This window comes from Massilia aurea, assembly GCF_014200505.1.
GTDB lineage: Bacteria > Pseudomonadota > Gammaproteobacteria > Burkholderiales > Burkholderiaceae_D > Telluria > Telluria aurea_B.
This window is the reverse complement of the sequence record NZ_JACHBX010000003.1, coordinates 25,238-49,765: the sequence shown is the minus strand read 5'-3', so window position 1 is coordinate 49,765 and position 24,528 is coordinate 25,238. Positions and strand designations below refer to the sequence as shown.

The 24,528-nt window shown below is 63.9% G+C and carries 24 protein-coding genes; 15 read left to right on the top strand and 9 right to left on the bottom strand.

All coding sequences use genetic code 11. The features are described from left to right. Positions 1–22 precede the first annotated feature (22 nt). From HD842_RS14095 to HD842_RS14080, 4 genes are read right to left on the bottom strand one after another with little or no spacing between them, the layout of a single operon-like run. Positions 23–604, bottom strand: coding sequence for an RDD family protein (locus HD842_RS14095; protein ID WP_183555369.1), 582 nt, complete (start codon positions 602–604; stop codon positions 23–25). Further along, complete coding sequence (locus tag HD842_RS14090; protein WP_183555368.1) at positions 591–1,376, bottom strand: DUF3106 domain-containing protein; 786 nt, start codon at positions 1,374–1,376, stop codon at positions 591–593. The genes HD842_RS14095 and HD842_RS14090 overlap by 14 nt, the downstream gene beginning before the upstream one ends. After that, complete coding sequence (locus HD842_RS14085; protein ID WP_183555367.1) at positions 1,373–1,774, bottom strand: DUF3619 family protein; 402 nt, start codon at positions 1,772–1,774, stop codon at positions 1,373–1,375. Before HD842_RS14085 ends, HD842_RS14090 begins: the two co-directional genes overlap by 4 nt. Next, positions 1,771–2,343, bottom strand: coding sequence for an RNA polymerase sigma factor (locus tag HD842_RS14080; protein ID WP_183555366.1), 573 nt, complete (start codon positions 2,341–2,343; stop codon positions 1,771–1,773). The genes HD842_RS14085 and HD842_RS14080 overlap by 4 nt, the downstream gene beginning before the upstream one ends. A gap of 221 nt (positions 2,344–2,564) precedes the next feature. Here HD842_RS14080 and HD842_RS14075 point away from each other — a divergent pair, with 221 nt between their 5' ends. Genes HD842_RS14075 through HD842_RS14060 form a run of 4 tightly spaced genes read left to right on the top strand, consistent with a single transcriptional unit; the run spans position 2,565 to position 6,155 of the window. Then, positions 2,565–3,440 (top strand): TauD/TfdA dioxygenase family protein, encoded by an 876-nt coding sequence (locus tag HD842_RS14075; protein WP_183555365.1) that lies wholly within the window; start codon positions 2,565–2,567, stop codon positions 3,438–3,440. Positions 3,441–3,458: 18 nt separating this feature from the next. Continuing rightward, positions 3,459–4,463 (top strand): ABC transporter substrate-binding protein, encoded by a 1,005-nt coding sequence (locus HD842_RS14070; protein WP_183555364.1) that lies wholly within the window; start codon positions 3,459–3,461, stop codon positions 4,461–4,463. A 1-nt stretch (position 4,464) separates the two neighbouring features. Continuing rightward, positions 4,465–5,298: an ABC transporter ATP-binding protein gene (locus HD842_RS14065; RefSeq protein WP_183555363.1), complete on the top strand. Its 834-nt coding sequence runs from the start codon at positions 4,465–4,467 to the stop codon at positions 5,296–5,298. Beyond that, a complete protein-coding gene (locus HD842_RS14060) occupies positions 5,295–6,155 on the top strand; it encodes an ABC transporter permease (RefSeq protein WP_183555362.1) in 861 nt (286 codons plus the stop codon). The genes HD842_RS14065 and HD842_RS14060 overlap by 4 nt, the downstream gene beginning before the upstream one ends. A gap of 18 nt (positions 6,156–6,173) precedes the next feature. Here HD842_RS14060 and HD842_RS14055 read toward each other — a convergent pair whose 3' ends face one another. Then, a complete protein-coding gene (locus HD842_RS14055) occupies positions 6,174–7,520 on the bottom strand; it encodes a chemotaxis protein CheW (RefSeq protein WP_183555361.1) in 1,347 nt (448 codons plus the stop codon). Positions 7,521–7,523: 3 nt separating this feature from the next. Further along, positions 7,524–8,861: a methyl-accepting chemotaxis protein gene (locus HD842_RS14050; RefSeq protein ID WP_308638449.1), complete on the bottom strand. Its 1,338-nt coding sequence runs from the start codon at positions 8,859–8,861 to the stop codon at positions 7,524–7,526. A 625-nt stretch (positions 8,862–9,486) separates the two neighbouring features. Here HD842_RS14050 and HD842_RS14045 point away from each other — a divergent pair. The 4 genes from HD842_RS14045 (at position 9,487) to HD842_RS14030 (ending at position 13,789) form a co-directional block, all read left to right on the top strand. Then, positions 9,487–11,214 carry an acetolactate synthase 3 catalytic subunit gene (locus HD842_RS14045; protein WP_183555359.1) on the top strand — a complete coding sequence of 576 codons (1,728 nt, stop codon included), beginning with the start codon at positions 9,487–9,489 and terminating at the stop codon, positions 11,212–11,214. Then, positions 11,215–11,706, top strand: coding sequence for an acetolactate synthase small subunit (gene ilvN, locus HD842_RS14040; RefSeq protein WP_183555358.1), 492 nt, complete (start codon positions 11,215–11,217; stop codon positions 11,704–11,706). 47 nt (positions 11,707–11,753) lie between these two features. Further along, positions 11,754–12,770: a ketol-acid reductoisomerase gene (gene ilvC / locus HD842_RS14035; RefSeq protein WP_183555357.1), complete on the top strand. Its 1,017-nt coding sequence runs from the start codon at positions 11,754–11,756 to the stop codon at positions 12,768–12,770. 248 nt (positions 12,771–13,018) lie between these two features. Further along, positions 13,019–13,789, top strand: a complete 771-nt coding sequence (locus HD842_RS14030; RefSeq protein WP_183555356.1) for an SIMPL domain-containing protein — start codon at positions 13,019–13,021, stop codon at positions 13,787–13,789. A 36-nt stretch (positions 13,790–13,825) separates the two neighbouring features. On the opposite strand, the gene HD842_RS14025 is transcribed toward HD842_RS14030, so the two are convergent. Next, positions 13,826–14,800, bottom strand: coding sequence for an IS1595 family transposase (locus HD842_RS14025; RefSeq protein WP_183555355.1), 975 nt, complete (start codon positions 14,798–14,800; stop codon positions 13,826–13,828). 204 nt (positions 14,801–15,004) lie between these two features. Here HD842_RS14025 and pssA point away from each other — a divergent pair, with 204 nt between their 5' ends. Beyond that, positions 15,005–15,871 carry a CDP-diacylglycerol--serine O-phosphatidyltransferase gene (gene pssA / locus HD842_RS14020; protein WP_183555354.1) on the top strand — a complete coding sequence of 289 codons (867 nt, stop codon included), beginning with the start codon at positions 15,005–15,007 and terminating at the stop codon, positions 15,869–15,871. A gap of 18 nt (positions 15,872–15,889) precedes the next feature. Then, entirely contained in the window at positions 15,890–16,780 is an 891-nt protein-coding gene (locus tag HD842_RS14015; protein WP_183555353.1) for an alpha/beta hydrolase, read from the top strand. Between the two features lie 20 nt (positions 16,781–16,800). Here HD842_RS14015 and HD842_RS14010 read toward each other — a convergent pair whose 3' ends face one another. Then, the gene (locus HD842_RS14010) at positions 16,801–17,292 is read right to left on the bottom strand and encodes an outer membrane protein assembly factor BamE (protein WP_183555912.1); all 492 of its coding nucleotides are present in this window, start codon (positions 17,290–17,292) and stop codon (positions 16,801–16,803) included. Positions 17,293–17,456: 164 nt separating this feature from the next. On the opposite strand from HD842_RS14010, the gene rpsO reads away from it, so the two are divergent. The 3 genes from rpsO (at position 17,457) to HD842_RS13995 (ending at position 22,201) form a co-directional block, all read left to right on the top strand. Next, positions 17,457–17,726 (top strand): 30S ribosomal protein S15, encoded by a 270-nt coding sequence (gene rpsO, locus HD842_RS14005; RefSeq protein WP_183555352.1) that lies wholly within the window; start codon positions 17,457–17,459, stop codon positions 17,724–17,726. A gap of 178 nt (positions 17,727–17,904) precedes the next feature. Then, positions 17,905–20,007, top strand: coding sequence for a polyribonucleotide nucleotidyltransferase (gene pnp, locus HD842_RS14000; protein WP_183555351.1), 2,103 nt, complete (start codon positions 17,905–17,907; stop codon positions 20,005–20,007). Between the two features lie 337 nt (positions 20,008–20,344). Then, on the top strand, positions 20,345–22,201 hold the full coding sequence (locus tag HD842_RS13995) for an ABC transporter ATP-binding protein/permease (protein ID WP_183555350.1): 1,857 nt from the start codon (positions 20,345–20,347) through the stop codon (positions 22,199–22,201). A 16-nt stretch (positions 22,202–22,217) separates the two neighbouring features. On the opposite strand, the gene HD842_RS13990 is transcribed toward HD842_RS13995, so the two are convergent. After that, positions 22,218–23,048, bottom strand: a complete 831-nt coding sequence (locus HD842_RS13990) for an SDR family oxidoreductase (protein ID WP_183555349.1) — start codon at positions 23,046–23,048, stop codon at positions 22,218–22,220. Between the two features lie 100 nt (positions 23,049–23,148). Between HD842_RS13990 and HD842_RS13985 the strand changes: the two genes are divergently transcribed. Both HD842_RS13985 and HD842_RS13980 read left to right on the top strand, forming a co-directional pair. Further along, on the top strand, positions 23,149–24,093 hold the full coding sequence (locus tag HD842_RS13985) for a LysR family transcriptional regulator (RefSeq protein ID WP_183555348.1): 945 nt from the start codon (positions 23,149–23,151) through the stop codon (positions 24,091–24,093). Positions 24,094–24,126: 33 nt separating this feature from the next. Beyond that, on the top strand, positions 24,127–24,483 hold the full coding sequence (locus tag HD842_RS13980; protein WP_183555347.1) for a hypothetical protein: 357 nt from the start codon (positions 24,127–24,129) through the stop codon (positions 24,481–24,483). Positions 24,484–24,528 lie beyond the last annotated feature (45 nt).

Below are 24,528 nucleotides of genomic sequence, written 5' to 3'. Positions count from 1 at the left end.
GGGTCACGCTGGCTCGTGCGTGTCAGGGCAGCTTGCCCTTGCCGTTTCCTTTGCTATTACCCTCACCGGACACGGGCTTGGGCAGGCCGATCTGGCGCGTGCCGGCCAGGCGATCATGCAGGAACTGGCGGTCGGGGTCGAGCCAGGCCGTTGCCGCCCAGGCAGCAACGCCGAGTGCGAGCGCGATCGCGATGTCGGCCTTCGCATGCAGCCCGAAGGCCGCGCAGACGATCAGCGCGGGCGCGAACCAGCCCCAGGCTGCCAGGTAGCGCACGATGGCGACGCGCCAGGGCAGGCGGGCATGGCCCGGCGTGACGAGCTTGATGCGCCAGGTCTTCATCGCCAGCGTGTGCCCGCTGTCGCGCCAGCACCAGGTGAAATACAGGCCCGTGATCACGAACAGGTACACCTTCAGGCCATGCTGGAAGAGGGGATCCTGGCGGTTGCCGGTAACGAGCAGATACAGCAGGACGGCCAGCATCTCGACTGCGAACAGCAGGAAAAATTCATACACCATCACCGCCAGGCGCCGCTTGATCGTGGGCGTGCCCGGCAGCGCCAGCGCAGCCTCGGGCAGCACGACCGGTGGCTCAGTTGCTGGCATTGGCGGCTTGGGCGGTACCGGGCTGGGCGCCCGACGTGGCGACAGCGCCGCCATTCGCGGGCGCTGCCGGGGCCGGCGCGAGCGGCGGCGTGGTGGTCGGCGTGGGCGTGGACGCAGCGGGCGCCGGTACGACGGCAATCGCCGATGGCGGCGGCGTGTCGGGCGTGCCGATCAGCACGCACTCGGCCCCCCGGCGCGTCGTGTTCGCCGCGCACGGCATCGGTACGACCAGCAGCGGCGCATCGGGCAGCGCGATCGGGGCGCTCTTTTGCAGCGTGGCCGGCTTGCTGGCCAGCTTGCGCTTTTCCTCGGCCGACAGCTGCTTGTAGTTTTCCCAGTTGGCGGCCTTGTCGCCCTGCGCCAGCTTGTTGGTCTTGCTGAAGTTTTCGCGCGCGAGTTCACGCTGCTGGGGCGTGAGCTTCATCCACTGGCGCATGCGTTCCTGCACGCGTTGCTGCTCGGCCGGGGCCATCGAGGCGAAGCGGGCCGAGACCTCGATCCAGCGGCGCTTGCGCGCGCCTTCCATGCGATCCCATTCGGGCGCAAGCGGCGCAAGTGCCACCTGTTGCGCACTGCTCAGGTCACGCCACAGCGGCTTGTCGGGGGCCTTACGCAGCGGGCGCACGCTCGCGATCGTCTCGGTGGCTGCCGGCAGGATGGACGGCGTCTCGAGGCGATCGACGATCACCCAGGCCAGCGCAGCAGCGGCCACGACGCCGATGACGGTCTTCAGCACGGGGAAACGCGATCTCGAGACGTTCTTCTTGGTCATTGCTGGCGCTGCTGCGACTCCAGGTAGGCGTTGAAACCCGGGTCGAGATAGGCCGTCAGCGGCAATTCGTCGGCCAGTACGGCGGCGTCGATGTCAGCCAGTGCAGCCAGTTGCTGCTGTTGTTCGTGCTGGTAGAAGCCACCCATGCCAATCACCAGCGCCATGAGCGGCACGGCGATGGCCAGGCGCGCCACGGTCGGCCCGGCCAGGAATGCGCCAATGCCGCGCCAGCCGGCGCCAGAAGCAAAGCCGAAGCGGGCGGCGTCGGGTTTCTTGCGCGCCATGGCGGCAGCGCGTGCAGCGGCCAGCCGGTCGACGGTGGAAGCCGGCAGGTGGTCGAGCTGTTCGTCCAGCGCGTGGCGTATCTTGTACGCCAGATTGATGTCGTCGGTATTCATAGTGTGATTCCCTTGGCCTGGAGCGCTGCCGCGAGGGCGTGGGTGGCGCGCGAGCAATGCGTTTTGACGCTGCCCTCGGAACATCCCATTGCTGCCGCCGTCTCGGCGACGTCCATATCTTGCCAGTAACGCATGAGGAAGGCTTCCCGTTGACGCGTCGGGAGTTTTTGTACTTCGTCATCGATCAGGCGCAAGGTCTGGGTACGCTCGACCTGGTCCGCGCTCGACTCTGCGGCCGCCGAACCCTGCTCGGCCTCGAGTGAGGCGAGTATATCAAAGTCATCATCGTCGTTGCCGTCGCCCCGCCCGAAGCCCGAGAACAGGCTGACCCAGGTATTGCGCACTTTTTCGCGGCGGAAGTAATCGAGAATCGTCGTCTGCAGGATGCGCTGGAACAGCATCGGCAGCTCGGCGGCAGGCTTGTCGCCGTATTTTTCGGCGAGCTTGATCATCGCGTCCTGCACGATGTCCAGCGCCGATTCGTCCTTGCGAACCGCATAGACCGCCTGCTTGAACGCGCGCCGTTCGACATTCTGCAGAAAGTCGTTAAGTTCTTTGTCTGTGGCCATGCAGGTTCAGGGGGAGGCGCGCAAGTGGGTCGTGCTTTAGGGAAAACTGTCGCATCCTAGCAAAAAACCATCCGGCCTGCATCGGAATCGCTCAGCCGCCTGTCCCGCCATGCTACTTGCATGGGGTGCAAAAACTGCATGACGATAGCTGAAATCATTCGTTGTTGGGGCCGGTGGGCGTGGCTATCGTAACAACACGATCATTCAGCCACGCCATCGCCATGCCACTCGATTCTGCCCGCCAGTCCTTTGCCATCCATCCCTTCACCGGTGCGCCACTGGGCGCCGAAGTCATCGGCCTCGACCTCTCGCTGCCGCTGGCCACGGCCGATCTTGCGCACCTGCACCGCGCGCATCTGGACCATCACGTGCTGGTGTTTCGCGACCAGCACATCACGCCCGCGCAGCAGGTGGACTTCAGCCGCCACTTCGGCGCCCTGCAGATCCACGTGCTGCGCAATTTCCAGCTGCCCGAGCAACCCGAGGTGCTCGTCATCTCTAATATCCAGCAGGACGGCAAGCCGGTCGGGCTGGGCGACGCCGGCCACTTCTGGCATTCCGACCTGTCCTATAAAGAGACGCCGAGCCTGGGCTCGATGCTCCATGCGCAGGAGTTGCCGGCCGAGGGCGGCGACACGTTGTTCGCCAACCAGCACACAGCGTGGGATGCGTTGCCCGATGACCTCAAGCGCGAGGTCGAAGGATTACAGGCCGAGCACTGGTACCTGGCGCGCTATGACGAACTGCGCCAGCGCAACCCGTACCGCCCGCAATTGACCCAGGCGCAGATCGACGAAGTCAGGCCGGTCAGCCACCCGGTCGTGCGTACGCACCCCGAGACAGGCCGGCGCGCGCTGTTCGTCAGCGAGCATTTCACCACGCGCATCCTGGGCGTGTCCGCACAGCGCAGCCGCGAACTGCTCGACCTGCTGTTCGATTACGGCACCCGCGCCGAGCATGTCTATCGTCACCAGTGGCAGCCACACGACATGGTGTTCTGGGACAACCGTTCGCTGATGCACCTGGCCGCCGGTTGCCCGGACCATCTGCGCCGCAAGCTGTACCGCACGACGATCGAAGGCGACGTGCCTTTCTGACCTTTTTCCAGGACACCCATGAATCTCACTACAAAATTGTTGGCACTGGCCACCGCGCTGACGTTGGCGCTGCCCTCAAAGGCGCAGGCCGAAGGCAAGATCCGCGTGGCCGAGCAGTTCGGTGTTGTGTATCTGCTGTTGAACGTGGCGCAAGACCAGAAGCTCATCGAAAAGCATGGCAAGAAGCAGGGGATCGATGTCGACGTGGACTGGGTCAAGCTGTCGGGCGGCGCGGTCGTCAACGACGCGCTGCTGTCCGGTTCCATCAACGTGGCCGGCGCCGGCGTCGGCCCGTTGATGACGATCTGGGATCGCACGAAGGGGCGCCAGAACGTGCGCGGCATCGCCTCGCTGGGGAGTTTTCCGTATTACCTCGTCAGCACCAATCCTGCCGTGAAGACGATTGCCGACTTCAGCGCGAAAGACCGGATTGCGTTGCCGGCCGTGACGGTATCGGTGCAGGCGCGCATCCTGCAGATGGCAGCGGCAAAACAGTGGGGCGTAGCCGAGTTCAAGAAGCTCGATCCGCTCACGCAGACGGTGCCGCATCCGGATGCGGCCGCTGCCCTCATCGCCGGCAAGACCGAGCTCAACGGGCACTTCGCCGCGCCGCCGTTCCAGCAACTCGAGCTGGCCGGCAATCCCAATGCGCACGTCGTGCTCGATTCGTACCAGGTGCTGGGCGGGCCGTCGTCGGCCACGGTGCTGTATGCGACCGAGAAGTATGTGAAAGACAATCCGAAGACCTACCGCGCCTTCATCGATGCGCTGGTGGAAGCGGCCCAGTATATTGCGGCCAATCCGGAAGGTGCGGCCGATGCCTATCTGCGCGTGAACAAGGGCAGCGTCGACAGGGCGCTGCTGCTCAAGGTCATCAAGGACCCGAAGACGCAGTTCAGCGTGGCACCGCAAAACACGCTGGGACTCGCGCAGTTCCTGCATCAGGTCGGCGCCATCAAGAACAAGCCGGCATCGTGGCGCGATTACTTCTTCGCGCATCCGGCCATCGCCAACGGAAGCTGATATGCGCGCCATTGCCCCCTTCAACCTGGTGCCGCCGGAACCGCTGCTGCGCGCCCAACATGTCACGCTGGAATACGCCAGCGAGCACGGCGTCGTGCGCGCGACCGACGATGTCAGCTTCGACGTCTACCGGGGCGACCGCTTCGTGCTGCTGGGGCCGTCGGGCTGCGGCAAGTCGACGCTGCTCAAAGCCATCGGCGGCTTCATCGCGCCGCGCGCGGGCAGTCTGCACCTGGGCGGCACGCCGGTCACGGGGCCGGGCCCGGACCGCATCGTCGTGTTCCAGGAATTTGACCAGCTGCCGCCGTGGAAGACGGTCAAGCAGAACGTCTTGTTCCCGATGCTGGCCGGTGGTGTAGCGCGGGCCGAGGCCGAGGTGCGTGCCCGCCACTGGCTCGGCAAGGTCGGGCTGGCGCGGTTTGCCGATGCCTATCCGCACACGCTGTCGGGCGGCATGAAGGCGCGCGTGGCGATTGCCCGCGCGCTGGCGATGCAGCCGGCCGTGCTGCTGATGGACGAGCCGTTTGCCGCGCTCGATGCGCTGACCCGGCGCAGCATGCAGGAAGAGCTGCAGGCGCTGTGGGACGAGATCGGTTTCACGATGCTGTTCGTGACACACTCGATCGAAGAGGCGCTGGTGGTGGGCAACCGCATCCTGCTACTATCGCCGCATCCGGGCCGCGTGCGCGCCGAACTCAATAGTCATCAGTTCAGCCTGGCCAGTGCGGGCAGCCACGAGTTTCAGGCTGCCACGCAGCGCATCCACGCGCTGCTGTTCGGCGCTGACGCCGATGCGCCCGCTGTGCAGCCACAACCGGCGCAGGTGCAACCATGAGCGCCGTGCACGAACCACCGATCCGGCCCGAATACGTCGCGCCGCAGCGTGCAGCGCCGGCGCCCGCCCTCGTCAGCACCGGGCCGGTCAACCGCTGGGGCTGGTTGAGCAAGCCTGCGATTCTGCTGGCGCTGGTCATCCTGTGGGAGTTGCTGGCGCGCTGGGTCGACAACGATCTGCTGTTGCCGGGCGCGCTGCAGACGGCCCGCGCATTCATCGACGGCATCGCGTCGGGCGAACTGATCGGCTATGTGACGGTGTCGCTGGCCATCCTCGTGCAGGGATTCCTGTTGGGCGTTGCGATCGCGTTCCTGCTGACCTGGCTGGCCGTGTCGAACCGCTTCGGGCGCGAATTGATCGACACGCTGACGTCGATGTTCAACCCGCTGCCGGCCATTGCGCTGTTGCCCCTGGCGCTGCTGTGGTTTGGCCTGGGCAAGGGCAGCCTGCTGATGGTGCTGGTCCATTCGGTCGTGTGGCCGCTGACGCTCAACGCGAGTGCCGGCTTTCGCGCCGTGCCCGAGACACTGCGCATGGCCGGGCGCAATTATGGCCTGGGCGGCTTGCGCATGGTCCTGCAGATCCTGGTGCCGGCGGCGCTGCCGTCGATCCTGTCGGGCCTGAAGATCGGCTGGGCCTTTGCCTGGCGCACGCTGATCGCGGCGGAGCTGGTCTTTGGCAGCACGTCGGGCCAGGGCGGCCTGGGCTGGTACATCTTCCAGAACCGCAACGAGCTGTTCACCGATAAAGTGTTCGCGGGCCTGGCGACGGTGATCCTGATTGGCCTGGCGATCGAGCGCTGCGTGTTCCAGACGCTGGAGCGCGTGACGGTGCGGCGCTGGGGCATGCAGCGCTGAAGCGCAAGGCCAGCGGGGTTAGTTCGTCGCTTGCAGCGCGCTTAGAGTCGCAATGCGGTAGGTGGCTTCCTGTCCGCCATCGTCGGTCGTGATGAACTCAGTGCCGTTGGCGCCCATGTTGAACATGCGGCCAGCCCCGGCCGGAATCAGCGAATGCACGCGGCGCACGATGTGGCCGGCCAGCCCGTGCGCGCCCTGCGCCACCAGTACCGTGCCATCCGCGCCATCCGCGCCGGGTGCCTCCCCGCGCAGGTCGATCAGCGGGATCGCCGCGCCATGCCAGGCCATGGTGGCGCCCAGCGGTACGTCCAGCGGCACGATCTGCTCGATCGCGGCGAGCGGCATCGCCTGCAGGCCGGCGGCATCGAACACGACATAGGCTTCGGCATTGATGGTGCCCGCACCAACGCTGGTGGATGCAATGGACGTGACGCTGTCGCCGCGCGCCAGGGCCGCCTCGGGATGCCGCGCCAGCAGACGCGTGACGTCGACCAGCAGCACGGTGGCGCCGCTGGCGTCGATGACGTTCTCGCCAACGCCATCCGTGCTGGGCACGCCGGGACCGAATTCTTCGAGCCGCAGCACGGCCTGCACCGGCACACCCAGCGCCAGGTCGGCCTGCTGCAGCACGGCGAGCAGGGGCGCAGCAGCGACGCGCGTGTCGACGCCGGGCGCCTGGAACAGTGCCGTGCTGGCAATCAGCGCGAGCTGGCTGTCGTGCCAGCGGCACCAGGCGCTGCTGCCGATATGCGTCAGCGGCGGCAAGGAAAGCACTTCGGCCAGCGAGGCCGGCGGCACACCAATCAGGCCGTGGCCGGTGTCGAGCAGCGCGTAGCAGGTGCGTTGCAGGGTGTCGGCCATGGGCGGGGCAGCGGACTCCGCGGGCGCATCGGCCGTGGCGGCCGTCGGCGCCGTGCTCCAGCACTGCGCCAGATCGGCCAGCCGGGTCGCTTCCAGCAGGCTCAGAAGCACGCCGTTCCCGCTTGGTGCGGCGCTGTGGAACACGTCGTCCGGATCGTCGCCGTGATGCAGGCGCTGCAGCGCCGCTGCCTCGACCTCGACCAGCTCCTCGAGCGCATCGACGCGCAGGCCGACCGTACGGTCACCGTCGCGCAGCAACAGCAGTTGCGGGACGGCGCCCGCCGGCGCCGTCCCGACGTCGAGCCAGCGCGCCAGGTCGACCACCGGCACGGCCATGCCGTCGTGCTCGACCATGCCGAGCAGGGCGTGGGTGCGCAGGGGCAGGCGGCTGAACGTCTCTGGCAACGGCAGCGCCTGGAGCACGGCCTCGATCCGTACGCCGATCCCGACTTCGCCGATCCGGATGCGCGCCAGCGTCAGCCGCGCGCTGGAAGTGACCGGCATGGCCTAGCGCTCTCGCGCCACTGCCTCGAGCTCGGCCAGCAGGCGCGAAGCGTCGCGGGTGGAGTCGGCCTGATGGTGGGTGGCGCTGCCGATGCCGGCGATCGAACTGCTGGTGGCGGCGACCGATTCGAGGATGCGCTCGAATGCATCTTCTACATCCCCGGCCAGGCGGGTGCCTTCGTCGACGCGGCTGACCGTCTCGTTGATCAACTTGGAAATTTCGCGCGCCGCCAGGGCCGACTTTTCGGCCAGCTTGCGCACCTCGTTGGCCACCACCGAAAACCCGCGCCCATGCTCGCCCGCGCGCGCCGCCTCGATCGCGGCATTGAAGGCCAGCAAATGGGTCTGACCGGCGATGCTGGTGATGGTGTCGATGATTTCGCGCACGTCGCCGGACGACGTCTGGATGGCTTGCATCGCGCCCTTGGAGCGTTCCAGCAGGCGGCTGCCGCTGGCCGCACCGTCCTGGGTGCGCGCCGCCATCGCGGCGGAATCGCGCGCGCCGTCGGCGATCGTGGTGATCGAGCGGCCCAGGCCGTCCAGGGCCGTGCCGATGGCGTCGATCTTGGTGCTCACCAGTTCTTCGCGCCGCACCTGTGCCGTGACGTCCATCGCGAACTTGACGACCTTGTACGGTTTGCCAGTGGCATCGAGGATCGGATTGTAGGTGGCCTGGATCCAGATGTCGGCGTCGTGCTTGCCACGGCGCTGGAAGCGTCCGGCCTGGAATCGGCCTTGGCCCAGGTCGGCCCAGAAGTGCCGGTATTCGGCGCTTTTGGCCAGTTCCGGGTCGCAGAACAGCGTGTGGTGGCGACCGACGATCTCGTCTTCGGTATAGCCCATGGTGCGCAAGAAATTCTCGTTTGCAGACAACACATTGCCGCGCATATCGAATTCGATCACTGCCTGTGAACGTCCGATCGCGTCGAGCTTGCCGCGCGATTCGGCGGCCAGCAGCTTCTGCTCGGTGATGTCGGTGGCGAACTTGACCACCTTGACCGGCTTGCCGTCGGCGTCGAAGATCGGGCTGTAGGTGGCCTGGATCCAGACCGGTGCGCCGTCGCTGCGGATGCGCTTGAATTCGCCGGTATGGAACTCGCCCTTGGCCAGGCTGTGCCAGAACATCCGGTATTCGGGCGAGCGCTGGTAGGCAGGTTCGCAGAATATCGCATGCTGGCGCCCGATGACCTGCTCCTGCTCGTAACCGAGAGTGAGCAGGAAGTTGCGGTTGGCGTGCAGGATGCGGCCTTCGAGATCGAACTCGATCACCGCCTGTGCGCGATCGATGGCCGTCATGGCGGCCATGGCCATTTCCTGGAGATTGTCGTTGGGCGCTTGCATAGCTGAATCCGGAACAGAGGGTGAGCAAAAAACCGGTTTTCGAAGAAATAATCTTAAGCGCTTTTTTCTTCGAAAGTTGATTTCCATGTGGCAATAAACTATATTTTAATGCGGTGCGCCGGATTTACAACACACGCACTGTACGTGCACCAAAAACGAGCGGGTCAGAGCCTGCGCGCTACGACGCAGTGCGGTGCGTTGTCCCCAGCGCCTGCCTGGCAGGCGCACCCTGCCAGCTAGATGCGCCAACAAAGGTCGCATCTTGTCGAAAGACAAAGCTTGACCAGAATGGTGCGGCGCGGTATGGTGTTCCTCACGCTTTGCACCCTCAAAGCATCAACGTCATGCGGGAGTCGCCCACAACGCCCCGTCCGCCATGGCACGCTTTCATTTGTAGGCAGTTTGCTCCGACCCGTGCCACAAGCGCGAGAGATGCGTCCAACCGCTACAAACACTCAAGCCTAACGAGTTGCGCCCAGCGTCAATGCGTACGGTCCCTACGGCGACCCGAACCATCGACGTGCACGCAGAAAGAAGTGGAGCCTGAGGGTTGTAAGCGCAGCACGCATATCGCCAGGAACGAGCATCCGATCAATCAACCCTATGGGTTTTGAAAGGAATGGTTATGAGTTTCGATCCAACAGTCCCCATCACGGGCGCTGAAATCGTTGTCCGTTGTCTGGCAGAAGAGGGCGTCAAGCACGTTTTCGGTTATCCGGGCGGCGCGGTTCTGTATATCTACGACGCGATCTTCCAGCAAGATAAATTCCAGCACGTTCTCGTTCGCCACGAACAAGCCGCAGTGCATGCCGCCGACGCCTATTCGCGCAGCTCGAACACCGTGGGCGTCGCTCTCGTCACGTCCGGTCCGGGCGTCACCAATGCCGTCACCGGCTTGTCGACCGCCTATATGGACTCGGTGCCGATGGTCGTGATCTCCGGCCAGGTGCCAAGTCACGCGATCGGCCAGGATGCGTTCCAGGAATGCGACACGGTCGGCATCACCCGCCCCGTGGTCAAGCACAACTTCCTGGTCAAGGACGTGCGCGACCTGGCCTCGACCATCAAGAAAGCCTTCTTCATCGCCCGCACCGGCCGGCCTGGTCCCGTGCTGGTCGATATCCCGAAGGACATCACGGTCAACAAATGCCTGTTCGAGTACCCGCGCGAAGTCGACATGCGCTCGTACCGTCCAGTTGACAAGGGCCATGCCGGCCAGATCCGCAAAGCGGTCGCGCTGCTGCAGAACGCCGAGCGGCCGATGATCTATGCGGGCGGCGGCGTCATCCTGGCCAATGCCTCGAACGAGCTCAACCGCATGGTCGAGACCACGGGTTTTCCGATCACGAACACGCTGATGGGCCTGGGCGGGTCGCGTTCGTCCGATCCGCACTTCGTCGGCATGCCGGGCATGCACGGCACGTACGAAGCGAACATGGCGATGCAGCACTGCGACGTATTGATCGCCATCGGCGCCCGCTTCGACGACCGCGTGATCGGCAACCCGAAGCACTTCGCCTCGCATCCGCGCAAGATCATCCATATCGACATCGATCCGTCGTCGATTTCCAAGCGGGTGAAAGTGGATATTCCGATTGTCGGCAACGTCAAGGACGTGCTGATCGAACTGCTCTCGCAGCTCGACGCCGGCAATGGCCATGCGAATGCGCCCGCGCTGCAGAGCTGGTGGAAGCAGATCGCCGAATGGCGTGGCCGCGATTGCCTGGCGTATGCGAGTTCCGACACGCTGATCAAGCCGCAGTCCGTGATCCAGCAGCTGCACAAGGTCACCGGTGGCGACGCGTTCATCACGTCCGACGTCGGCCAGCACCAGATGTGGGCCGCGCAGTACTACCCGTTCGACAAGCCGCGCCGCTGGATCAATTCCGGTGGCCTGGGCACGATGGGCGTGGGCCTGCCATTCGCGATGGGCGTGCAGATGGCCAATCCGGATGCCACCGTGGCCTGCGTTACTGGTGAAGGCTCGATCCAGATGTGCATCCAGGAGCTTGCCACCTGCAAGCAATACCACCTGACGCCGAAGATCATCCTGCTCAACAACCGCTTCCTGGGCATGGTCCGCCAGTGGCAGCAGATCGATTACGGTTCGCGCTATTCCGAGTCGTACATGGATTCGCTGCCCGACTTCGAAAAGCTGGCCGAGGCCTATGGCCACGTGGGCATGAAGATCGAGAAACCGGGCGATGTCGATGGCGCGCTGCGCGATGCGTTCGCAATGAAAGACCGCCTGGTGTTCATGAACTTCATTACCGACCAGAGTGAAAACGTGTGGCCGATGGTCAAGGCGGGCCGCGGCCTGAACGAAATGCTGCTTGGCTCGGAGGACCTGTAAATGCGCCATATTATTTCTGTCCTGCTGGAGAACGAAGCCGGTGCGCTCTCGCGCGTGGTCGGGCTGTTCTCGGCGCGCGGCTACAACATCGAAACGCTGACCGTGGCGCCGACCGAAGACGCGACGCTGTCGCGCATGACGATCGTGACGTCCGGCTCGGATGACATCATCGAGCAGATCACGAAGCACCTGAACCGGCTGATCGAGGTGGTCAAGGTGGTTGACCTGACCGAAGGCCAGCATATCGAGCGCGAGCTCATGCTGATCAAGGTGCGCGCGGTCGGCAAGGAGCGCGAAGAAATGAAGCGCACCGCCGATATCTTCCGTGGCCGCGTCATTGACGTCACCGAAAAGACCTACACGATCGAGCTGACCGGCGCCAAATCGAAGCTGGATGCCTTTATTGACGCCATCGACCGCGCCTCGATCCTCGAGACGGTGCGCACCGGCGGCTCGGGCATCGGCCGCGGCGAACGCATTCTGAAAGTTTGAGCGACGCTCAACATCACACAATTCAAATCAAATAACAGGATAAAAAAATGAACGTTTTCTACGACAAGGACTGCGACCTCTCCCTCATCAAGGGCAAGAACGTTGCCATCATCGGTTACGGCTCGCAAGGCCATGCGCACGCACAGAACCTGAGCGAATCGGGCGTCAATGTTACCGTCGGCCTGCGCCGCGGCGGCGCCTCGTGGGGCAAGGTCGAGCAAGCCGGCCTGAAAGTGGCGGAAGTCGATGAGGCAGTGAAGAACGCCGACGTCATCATGATCCTGCTGCCGGACGAAAACATCGCCGAAGTCTACAAGCAGAACATCGAGCCGAACGCGAAGCAGGGCGCCGTGCTGGCCTTCGCCCACGGTTTCAATGTGCACTACGGCCAGGTCGTTCCACGCGCCGACCTTGACGTCATCATGGTCGCGCCGAAAGCGCCGGGCCACACGGTGCGCGGCACCTACACGCAAGGTGGTGGCGTGCCGCACCTGATCGCCGTGTACCAGGACAAATCGGGCGCTGCCCGTGATATCGCCATGTCGTACGCAATGGCCAACGGTGGTGGCCGCGCCGGCATCATCGAAACCAACTTCCGCGAAGAGACCGAGACCGACCTGTTCGGCGAGCAGGCCGTGCTGTGCGGCGGCGCGGTCGAACTGATCAAGGCAGGCTTCGAGACGCTGACCGAAGCCGGTTATGCGCCGGAGATGGCGTACTTCGAGTGCCTGCACGAACTGAAATTGATCGTCGACCTGATCTATGAAGGCGGCATCGCCAACATGAACTACTCGATCTCCAACAACGCGGAATACGGCGAATACGTGACCGGCCCGCGCGTCGTGACCGAAGACACCAAGAACGCGATGCGCCAGTGCCTGAAGGACATCCAGACCGGCGAATACGCCAAGAGCTTCATCCTGGAAAACAAGGCCGGCGCACCAACGCTGATCTCGCGTCGTCGCCTGACGGCCGAGCATCCGATCGAAGAAGTCGGCGCGAAGCTGCGCGCGATGATGCCGTGGATTGCGAAGAACAAGCTGGTGGATCAGTCGAAGAACTAAGTTTGCGGCCAGACCATCGCATGCGGTGGTGTGGCGTTGGCGATCGACGCGTGGACGGCAGAGCCTTCCACCCTACGAGTAATGTGTAGGGTGGACGGGTTCTCCCGTCCACGCGTTCGTCTAACGGTGCCAACACGTTTCAAAAGCTACTCATTTGCAACTGTCCATTACAAATTACCGATGTTTTCCCTGTGCACGGTATCGTATAACTACGCCGGACATACGTCGCAACTCACAGGAGAACAAGAATGGCATTCACCAAATCCCTCGTCGCCGCCGCCCTCGTGCTGGCCTTCAGCGCTGCCCAGGCGCAGACCGCGCCGTCGACTGCGACCACCGGCACCATGGTCATCGTCCCCGCCTTCGGCGAAGTCAAGCATGCGAATGACGAAGCGACGATCACCTTCGCCGTCGAAGAGCATGACAAGGACAAGAACGCCGCCGCCGACCGCGTCAATCGCAAGATGAAAGAGGGCACCGAGATCGTGCGCCGCGCTGATCCGAAAGCCGAACTGAAAACCCAGGGCTACTACACGTACCCGGTGTACCCGGAAGTGCAGCCACAACCGGTCGGCCGCGTGGTCGCGCCCGTCAAGCCGGTGCCGATCGCCTGGCGTGTCGGTCAGTACCTGGAAGTCAAGACCACGAACCTGGCCGCGCTGCCGAAAACGGCTGCTGCCGCGCAGAAGGTCCTGCAGATCAATAACATCAACTTCGGCCTGACCCCGGCGACCGAAAAGCGCCTCGACGACCAGCGCATCGCTGCTACGTATCAGAACCTGAACGAGCGCATCGTTTCGATCGCCAAGGCGATGGGCCGCCAGCCAAGCGATGCCGTGCTTGATACAGTCGACTTTGAAGGCTCGGGCAATTATGCGGGCGATGCAGGCGCGCCTGCACCGATGATGATGCGTTCGAGCGCCAAGCGCGAGATGGATGATGGCATGGCTGAACCGAGCTTCGAACCAGGTGAAACCACGCTGCAGATGCGCCTGGTGGGCAAGGTCAAGTTCAAATAAGGCGCCATCCGGCACGGTCGTGTTCAAGTGGCGCAGTCAGCGTTGTCTGTTGATGACGCCGATTGCGATGCAAAACAATTGTTCTACTGAACTGACCCGCCCGCCATCCAGTGCCCAGCGCCACCCCAGGTAGTTGGGCAGGTAGCGCGATGCCACCCCGCGAAAGCCCAGTAGCCAGGCCTTGAAGCGCCCGTGGTACGCGTTCACGTTCTGTACGTGGATGGCGCGGCTACCCGAATGCCTGACGCGCACGCCGGCGCGCAGATTGACGGTCTCGTGCGCAATCCTGTGCTTGCGTGCAAAGGCCCGGTACGCGGCGTGGCTGTCGCTGACCAGGAGTGCCTGCGGATCAAGTCTGGGTAGCAAATCGCGTTCGAGTTGCGCGGCCGTCAGTGCGCCACGACCAGTGACGGCATCGATGGTGCGGCCATTCCGGTCGCGTGCTACCAGGATGCAATCGAGATGGCGGGAAATGCCCCGCATGGGCGCGCGCCCGCCCCGTCGGCGTGGCGGGCGGTCGAGCGTGCGTGATCCTTTTTGCGATTCGAGCAGGAATGTCTCATCGGCCTCCACGATGCCGTTGAGCGATACAGGCCGGTCGAGCTTGACCCAGTCGAGAAAGCGGTGACGCCACCGGAAAGCCGTGTTGCGGTGCACGCCGACCCGTTCTGCACCCTTGCGTACGGACAGTGAATCGAGCAATACCTGCGAATACGCGAGCCATTTGGCCTTGTGCCTGAGCCGTGCCAGCGGCGTGCCGCTCAGGTCGTTGAACGTGCGGCCACAGGCGCAGCAGCGAAAGCGCTGCAGGTCGTTGGCGAATCCGTGTCGATTGCAGCGTTCGTTGCCACAACTGGGGCAGCAGCGCGCTGGCGCTCTTGCCTGCGCGATCAGCGCGACCACCTGGTCGAGGCCGGCTGCGGGATGCAGGGCGTCAAGCACTTGCCGACGCTGTGGCGGATTCAGCGCTGACAACCTGGCAAACCAGTTCTTGAAACGGGGCGCTTTCATGCGCGACTCCTGACGCTGGGGACAGGCGTTGGACCACGAAACCGCTCATCAGTTCATGGCTCGGCTCTATTTAATGTTGACTGCGCCTTCAAGTAGGCGCCATGCAATTGCCAGCTGGGTTAGCGTAGTGTTTCGCTAACACGGGTCCCGCCTCTATAATGGTTGGGAACAGTCGCTCGGCGGCTCACTTGAATACGATTGCTTATGCCAACTTTTCCACGAAGAAGAAAGCCAGGGACCCCGCCCAAAGGTCCACGATTCTCCCGCCTGAAAAAGCGTTTCGCGCCCCGTACGCAAGCACGGGCGGCCGGTGAGCGCAGCCGTGGCATCTACCTGCTGCCCAATGCCTTTACCACCGCCGCGCTGTTCTGCGGCTTCTACGCCATCGTCATGGCGATGAACCAACGTTTCGACCAGGCGTGCTGGGCGGTGTTCATCGCGATGATCCTCGACGGCCTGGACGGGCGCATTGCGCGCCTGACCAATACCCAAAGTGAATTCGGCGCCCAGTACGACAGCCTGGCCGATATGGTCTCGTTCGGCGCTGCGCCGGCGCTGGTGATGTACGAATGGTCGCTCAACGGCCTTGGCAAGGTCGGCTGGGTCGCCGCCTTCATCTACTGCGCCTGCGCCGCCTTGCGCCTGGCACGCTTCAATACCAATATCGAGGTGGTCGACAAGCGCTTCTTCCAGGGCTTGCCCAGCCCGGCTGCTGCGGCGCTCGTGATCGGCTTCATCATGATGATGATCGATCCCGATATCAGCGTCATTCCGCGCAAGGTCGAGTGGGTGTCGTGGTGCATCACGGTCTTCGCCGGCCTGACGATGGTGTCGAACGTGCCGTTCTACAGCTTCAAGGACATCAACTTCCGCAAGTCGGTGCCGTTCATCGCCGTGTTCCTGATCGCGCTGGTGCTGGCGCTGCTGGCGATCGATCCGCCCAAGGTGCTGTGGCCGATCTTCGTGATCTATGGCCTGTCGGGTTACGCAGTGTACGTGTGGCAGCGTGCGAAGGGCAAGCGGGTCAGCATCATCCCGCTTGACGACGCCGACGACGACCTCCACCGCTGATCACAGGCTGCCCGAACCATGAGAGCTCCTTACTTCGCGGTCTGCGCCGCCACCGTCCTGCTGCTGTCGGGGCTACTCGCGGCCTGCTCGCCGCTGTCGCTGGTCAACGCGGTCTCGCCGAGCGGCGCCACCCGCACGGTGGCCTCGGCCGCCTACGGCACCAATCCGCGCCACGTACTCGACATCTACCGCCCTGAAAACTGGACCGGCCCGGCGCCCGTCATCGTGTTCTATTACGGTGGCAACTGGGTCGACGGCGAGCGCGCCGACTATGCTTTTGTGGGCCGCGCGCTGGCCGCGCGTGGTTTCGTGGTGGTCATTCCCGACTATCGCCTGTATCCGCAAGTGCGCTATCCGGACTTCCTGACCGACAGCGCCGAAGCACTGGCCTGGACGTCGCGCCGCATCAAGGCCTACGGCGGCGATCCCAAGCGCATCTATGCGATGGGCCACAGCGCCGGCGCCTACAATGCCGCGATGCTTGCGCTCGACCCGCGCTGGTTGCGGGCGCAGGGCACGGCCCCGAGCATCCTGCGCGGCTGGATCGGCATGGCCGGCCCCTATAACTTCCTGCCCGTGGAAAATGAAACGACGCGCCCGGTGTTCCTGTACCCGAATACGCCGCGCGATTCGCAGCCCATCAACCACGTGACGATCAATGCGCCGCCCGCGCTGTTGATCGCGGCGCGCAACGATTCGACAGTCGACCCGGAGCGCAATACCGGCGCGCTGGCGGACCGGCTGCGCGCGACGGGTGTGCCGGTGCGCGAGGTGAGTTTTACTGGCGTGAACCACGTCACGCTGCTCGCCACGCTTTCGAGCTCGCTGCGCCGCCTGGCGCCGTCGCTCGACGCGATCGAAGACTTCGTGCATAGCGATGGCGGGCGCAAGCTGCCGCCCGCGCGCTAAGCCATCTCACACCGCAGCCCCTACCAGGAGCTGCGGTCCCTTGGCTCGTACATTGGGTCTGGCCCGTTCATCATTTGGCGCACGACGCCTCCCTCGTCGAAGTGCACGTGCATCAGCGAGTTCCAGACGCCGGCCTCCTTGTAGCGGTACGACCAGACCTCGTAGTTCTGCATCGCCACGCGCGAGCGTTCGGCAGGGCGCCCGATCGTGCGCAAGACCTGCTCCTTGGTCGCCTGGTCGATCTTGAGCGTGGCAAACTTTTCACCAGTGAGCACCTGCTCGTAGGCCGTCAAGCGGCCATCGGGGCCAAGGCGTGCCATCCACGTGTACTGGCCCATCGGCCCCGTCGCGTATTCGAGCGAGCGCGCACCGCCATCGCCGTCAACGTAGACGGACGTCGGCTTGCCGAGCTTGGCCTGGACCACATCGGCCGTTTCGCCCGGCAGCGGGGCAGGGCGCGTGGCGCACGCTGCCAGCAGCAGCGTGGCGGCCAGCGTTGTTATTTTCATCATTGGATGCATTATTTTGTCCTTTACTTGGCGGCAGGGCGGGCAAACGCTGGTCGGTACCCGCGTTTTGCACTATACTTGCCGGTCTGTCCGAATCCGGGCAGGCATTTTAATCAATCACGGTGCGCTGGGTTGCGACTCTTGCACCGCATGTGAAAGGTAACATCATGACCGTAGAAACTCTGAACAAAGCCGCGATTATCGCGGACAACGCACGCGGCGAAAAAGACACTGGTTCGCCAGAAGTGCAAGTCGCACTGCTGACCGCACGCATCAACGACCTGAACGGCCACTTCAAGGCCCACCAGAAAGATCACCACTCGCGTCGTGGTCTGATCATGATGGTCAACCGTCGTAAGAGCCTGCTGTCGTACCTGAAGAACAAGGATCTGAACCGTTACCGCGACCTGATCGCTAAACTGGGCCTGCGTAAGTAATTCGTTTGCGCCAGACGGTTTAAGTCTGAAGATGCCTGCGCCAGTTCTCTGTCGCGGGCATTTTTCGTTTTTGAGCGGTTTGTTTGTTGTTGCAAGGCTGTTCTGCTCGTGAACGGCCCGTGGTGAGAGGTGAACGACAGCACCTGAAAATCTGTCGGCAAAATGAAAGGGATACCCCATGTTTAACAAAGTTACGAAAACCTTCCAGTACGGTCAACACACTGTCACCCTGGAGACGGGCGAAATCGCGCGCCAGGCAAGCGGCGCCGTCGTGGTGTCGGTCGAAGATACCGTCGTGCTGGCAACCGTGGTCGCACGCAAGGATGCCAAGCCGGGCCAGGACTTCTTCCCGCTGACCGTCGACTACCTCGAGAAAACGTATGCTGCGGGTAAAATCCCGGGCGGTTTCTTCAAGCGCGAAGGCCGTCCTTCCGAAAAAGAAACGCTCACCTCGCGTCTGATCGACCGTCCAATCCGTCCGCTGTTCCCGGAAGGCTACCTGAACGAAGTCCAGGTCATCATCCACGTGCTGTCGGTCAACCCTGAAATCGATCCGGACATCCCTGCGATGATCGGCGCTTCGGCTGCCCTGTGCATCGCCGGTATCCCGTTCAGTGGCCCGATCGGCGCCGCGCGCGTCGGCTACGCGAATGGCCAGTACATCCTGAACCCGACCACCACCGAGCTGAAGACTTCGCAGATGGACCTGGTCGTGGCCGGTACCGAAACCGCCGTCCTGATGGTTGAGTCGGAAGCCAAGCAACTGTCCGAAGAAATCATGCTGGGCGCCGTCGTGTTCGGCCATGACCAGATGAAAGTCGTGATCGATGCGATCCACGACCTGGTCGCCGAAGGCGGCAAGCCGGAAGTCGAATGGGCGCCGGCGCCAAAGAACGAAGAGCTGATCGCCCGTATCGGCGAACTGGCCGGTGCGAAAGTGCGCGATGCGTACCAGACCCGCGAAAAATCGGCGCGTCAGCAAAAGCTGAAGTCGCTGTCGTCGGAAGTGATGGCTGAGCTGAGCGCCGCTGGCGTGACTGCTGATTCGGGCGACGTCGGCAACATCCTGTTCGACATGGAAGCCAAGGTCGTGCGTTCGCAGATTCTCGAAGGCGAGCCACGCATCGACGGTCGCGACACCCGCACCGTGCGTCCGATCTCGATCCGTTCGAGCGTCCTGCCACGCACCCACGGTTCGGCCCTGTTCACCCGCGGTGAAACCCAGGCGCTGGTCGTTGCCACGCTGGGCACCGCCCGCGACAGCCAGAAGATCGATGCGCTGATGGGCGAGTACACCGATTCGTTCATGATGCACTACAACATGCCTCCGTTCGCCACCGGCGAAACCGGCCGCGTCGGTACGCCGAAGCGCCGCGAAGTCGGCCACGGCCGTCTGGCCAAGCGCGCGCTGATCGCTGCGCTGCCGGATCCGGAAGATTTCAGCTACTCGGTGCGCCTGGTCTCGGAAATCACCGAATCGAACGGTTCGTCGTCGATGGCCTCGGTCTGCGGCGGCTGCCTGGCACTGATGGACGCCGGCGTGCCGATGAAATCGCACGTGGCCGGTATCGCCATGGGCCTGATCAAGGAAGGCGGCAAGTTCGCCGTCCTGTCGGACATCCTGGGCGATGAAGATCACCTGGGCGACATGGACTTCAAGGTGGCCGGTACCGCAGCAGGCATCACCGCGCTGCAGATGGACATCAAGATCCAGGGCATCACCAAGGAAATCATGCAGGTGGCACTGGCGCAAGCCAAAGAAGGCCGTCACCACATCCTGGGCGAAATGCAGAAGGCGATGCCAACCGTGAAGACCGAACTGTCGGACTTCGCGCCACGCCTGATCACCATCCGCATCAATCCAGAGAAGATCCGTGACGTCATCGGCAAGGGCGGCGCCGTTATCCGCGCGCTGACCGAAGAGACCGGCACCCAGATCGACATCAGCGACGAAGGCGTGGTCACGATCGCGTCGGTTGACGCTGCCGCTGGCCAGGAAGCCAAGCGCCGCATCGAAGAGCTGACCGCATCGGTCGAAGTGGGCAAGACCTACGACGGCACCGTTCTGAAACTGCTGGACTTCGGCGCGATCGTGCAAGTCATGCCAGGCAAGGATGGCCTGCTGCACATCTCGCAGATCGCCAATGAGCGTGTCAACGCCGTCGCCGACTACCTGAAAGAAGGCCAGCAAGTGCGCGTCAAGGTCCTCGAGACCGACGAGCGCGGTCGTCTGAAGCTGTCGATGAAGGCGGCTGATCCGGTCGAAGGCGCAGCGGTCTAATCACCCTGCAATATGAAAAAACCGCCAGTGCGTAAGCCTGGCGGTTTTTTTTACGCCGGTCGGCAGCGGGAAGAAATCGATGATCGCGCGCAGCGAGCACGACCTGCAGGCATCTGGCTGGCAACCTGCCTGTTGTTGCGGCTTGTATTTGCTCGACTATGTCTGTTTCCGCACGGATTACTTGTCGACACAACCGTATGCTGCGTACGTGAACTGGGTAAATACAGTTCGCAGGTTTGCAGACATCGGCGCCATCGCTGCCGATGCCAGCACGAATCAACGTACCACCGGACGCGTTTTCGTGGTCGGACGCGCCGGGAACAGGCATTGCAGAATCATGACGGACCATACACAGACGCTTGACGAGGGAACGCCGCGCGATATTCCCGGCAACAGGAAGAAAAAGCGCAGAGGGCCGCCCTTGTCGGTGGCGGCATGGAAGCAGTTCGTCAGCGTGGCCAAGCCGTACTGGCTGGGCGACGAGCGCAAGCGGGCCTGGCTGCTGCTGGCGCTGTTGATCGTGCTGATGCTGGTGGAAACCAAGCTCGCCGTGATGCTGAACGACCAGGCCGGCGAGCTGACCTCGGCGCTGGCCGGCAAGGACCGCAACCGCTTCTGGGGCGCGGTCCAGGCCTGCCTGATCGTGCTGGCGTTTGCCGTGCCGATCTACGCGTTCTACTACTATATGCGCGACCTGTTCGCGAACAAGTGGCGGCGCTGGCTGACGCGGCGCTTTCTCGATGGTTATGTGGGCGGCCGCAAATACTACGAGCTGGGTTCGAACCAGGAGATCGACAACCCCGACCAGCGGATCTGCGAGGATGTGAACACATTCACCGGGCGCTCAGTCCACTTCATGCTGATCTTCCTGGGGTCACTGATGCAGCTGGTGGCCTTCAGCGCCGTGCTGTGGTCGATCTCTCATGTGCTGGTGGCCGTGCTGGTGGGTTACGCGTTGCTGGGTACGATCATCGCGCTGGTGGTCTTTGGCAATCCGCTCATTCACCTGAATTTCTGGCAGTTGCGGCGCGAAGCCGATTTCCGGTTCAGCCTGATCCGCCTGCGCGAGAATGCCGAGTCGATCGCTTTCTATGGCGGCGAAGCGCAGGAGCGAGCGCACATCGACAGCAAGTTCAACAAGGTCATCCATAATTTTTCGCGCCTGATCAAGAAGCAGCGCGCACTGAACCTGTTCCAGCGCACCTTCAGCCAGCTCACGCTGGTGCTGCCGTTCGTGATCCTGGCCGATGCCGTCCTGTCGGGCGAGCTCGAAGTGGGGCGCGCGGTGCAGGCAGCCGGCGCGTTCACGGCGGTGCTGGCGGCGGTCGGCGTCATCGTCGACAACTTCGAAAGCCTGAGCCGTTTCGTCGCGGGCATTGGCCGCCTGCAGACCTTGTCGATGCATGTGATGCCCGAGCCGCCGGGCGGCAATCCGTGCGACACGCAGGCGCGCATCACACGCACCCCTGGCGACCATCTCGCACTCGAGTCGCTGACCCTGTGCCCGCCGCAGTCCGACCGCGTGCTGATCAAGGATCTGACGCTGTCGCTGAACCCCGGCGACGCGCTGCTGATCAACGGTGACAGCGGCTGTGGCAAGAGCTCGCTGCTGCGCGCCATTGCCGGGCTGTGGCACAAGGGCAGTGGGGTGATTCATCATCCGCCGCGCGAGGATTTCTTCTTCCTGCCGCAGCAGCCGTATCTGCAGCCGGGTACCCTGCGCAGCCAGCTGATCTATCCAAGCACCCGCACGTCGCTGAGCGACGAGCAGTTGACTGCCATCCTCGAGCAGGTGCACCTGCCGTATCTGGCCGAGCGCGTCGGAGGCCTGGACGCCACGCTCGACTGGGAAAAGCTGCTGTCAATCGGTGAGCAGCAGCGCCTGGCATTTGGCCGCGTCCTGGTGCACGAGCCAGCCATCGTGATTCTGGACGAAGCGACCAGCGCGTTAGATTCTGCCAACGAGTCGTCGCTGTACAAGCGCCTGCGCGACAAGGGCACGACGCTGGTGAGCGTAGCGCACCGCGTCGGCGTGCTGCGCCACCATACGCACGTGTTGTGGCTGACGGGCGACGGCGGCTGGGAAGTGCATGCGGCGGCCGATTATCAGTTCGATGTGCCGGTGCCTGCGCGCAGCGGTGCGCAGGAAGCCCAGGCGGCCCCTCAGCCTCGCGCCAGCCTGCTGGTGGATTAATCCGGCAAAGCGTTCTTCACGTTGTCAGGTCCGCGTTCAATGCGATGTCCTGTTGCGCCTCGAGCCTGGCCAACCGGTCCGTCAGCGCGGCGTGGATCGACCGGTAGGCAGTCGACCCCAGCGCGATGCGACGGGGCGCCGGCGACTGGTCGGCCGAGTCGATCATGGATCGCACCATCTGCACCGGATCGCCGCTCAATTTGAAGCTGCCGTCGGCCAGCGCGCGCCGCACCGCGCCCGATGGCGTTGCGTCGTAGTCCGCCATGGCCGGCGCGGTATCCATTCCAGCGGCAAAATTGGTGGGCGTCGGCCCCGGCTCGGCCAGCGTGAATTCGATGCCGAATGGCGCAACCTCTTGCGCGACCGCTTCGACAAAGCCTTCGATGCCCCATTTGGTTGCGTGATACACGCTGAAGTTCGGGTAGGCGATCTGCCCACCCTCGGATGACACCTGGATCACCCGGCCACCGCCCTGCCTGCGCAGCCAGGGCAGGGCGCTGCGGATGAGCTGGATCGAACCGAGCAGGTTGGTGTCGAGCTGGCGCCGCACCTGTGCGCCGGTGAGTTCTTCGGCCGCGCCGAACAGGCCGTAAGCGGCATTGCTGACGATGACGTCGATCCGTCCCAGCTCGGTAAAGGCGCGCGCCAGCACGGCATCGATCGCCGCATCGTCAGTGACGTCCAATTGGGCCACCCAGAGTTGCCCCAGATAGCGTGCCTGCAGGTCGGCGAGCGCTGACGGCGTACGCAGGGTGGCCGCGACGCGGTCGCCGCGTGCCAGTAGTTGTTCGGTCATGATGCGGCCAAAGCCGCTGGACGTGCCGGTGATGAACCAGGTGCGTTGCATGCTGTTCTCCTGTCGGGGTAAATGGAACCACCACGATAGCCAACTAATCTGCTGCTATCATCGGATGAATCTCGCATGCATTAATGAAGGATCGCCAGCAATGCCCCAGCCCGACCTCGATGATTTGCGCGCCTTTGTCGCCATTGCCAACCGCCGCAGCTTTCGCAAGGCAGCCGATGAACTGGGCGTGTCGCCCTCGACGCTGAGCCACATGATGCGCGTGATGGAAGAAAAACTCGGCGTGCGCCTGCTTCACCGCACCACGCGCAGTGTCGCGCCGACCGAGGCGGGCGAGGGGTTCCTGCGCCGCATCGAGCCGATCCTGCGCGAACTGGGCGCGGCCTGCGAGGCCGTCAACGGTGTCGGTCAGCAGCCGGGCGGCCTGCTGCGCATCAACACGGCCGAGCCGACCGCGCACTGGCTGCTGCAGCATGCGGTGCCCGTGTTCCTGGCGCGCTACCCGGCCGTTGCACTCGACCTGTTCGTCGACAACGGCCTGGTGGACATCGTCGCCGGCGGCTTCGATGCCGGCGTGCGCCTGGCCGAGGCGGTGCCGCAGGACATGCACATGGCGCGCTTCGGTGCGCCGGTGCGTTTCATGCCGATGGCCTCGCCCGCCTACCTGAAGGAGCATGGTATCCCGGTCGTCCCGGACGACCTGCTCCGCCACCGCTGCATCCGCATGCGCATGCAAAGCGGTAAGATCTACCGCTGGGAGTTCACGCGCCACGGCCAGGCAATGGCGCTCGACGTGCCAGGCACGCTCATTCTGAACCAGGTCGGCCTGATGGTCGACGCCGCGCTGGCTGGCCAGGGCATCGCCTACGTGCCGGACACCAGCGCGCGCGACCATCTGGCCGCCGGCCGCCTGGTGCCCCTGCTGCAAGACTGGTGCGCACCGTCGAGCGAGCTGGCCTTGTACTATCCCGGCCACCGGCATGTGCCTGCTGCATTGCGTGCCTTCATCGCCGTGCTGCAGGAAGTCTTCCAGCCGGAAGCGGGCCAAAAACGGGACGGCAGACGCCCGGCCGTCGATAGTGCTTGACCCTCCAGCGGCTACAGGGTATTTAATACACCAATGCGCCGTCTTTTCCTCATCCTGCTGCTGTTCGCCATGCCTTTCCAGGCCGCCTGGGCGGCGGGTGCTGCCTATTGCACGCACAATGAAAAGACCATGCACCCGGGCCACCACACCCACAAGCATGCTTCGTCGACCACGTCGTCATCCACGGCCACAAGCCAGGACGACGCCAGCCCGGCCGACCCGTGCAACGACTGCGACGCCTGCCACCACCTGTCGGCCAGCGCAGTCCTGTCGTCGCAACCCAATCTGCCCCTGCCCAAGGGGGCGCCGCACCTGCGCGGCGAAACACGGCGTTACGTCTCGCACGTGCCCGACCTGATTCCGCCACCCGACCGCCTGCTGCGCATCTAGCGCGGCGAACTTCCATCGCCGGCTCGCCAAGCGCGGCCGCCCGAT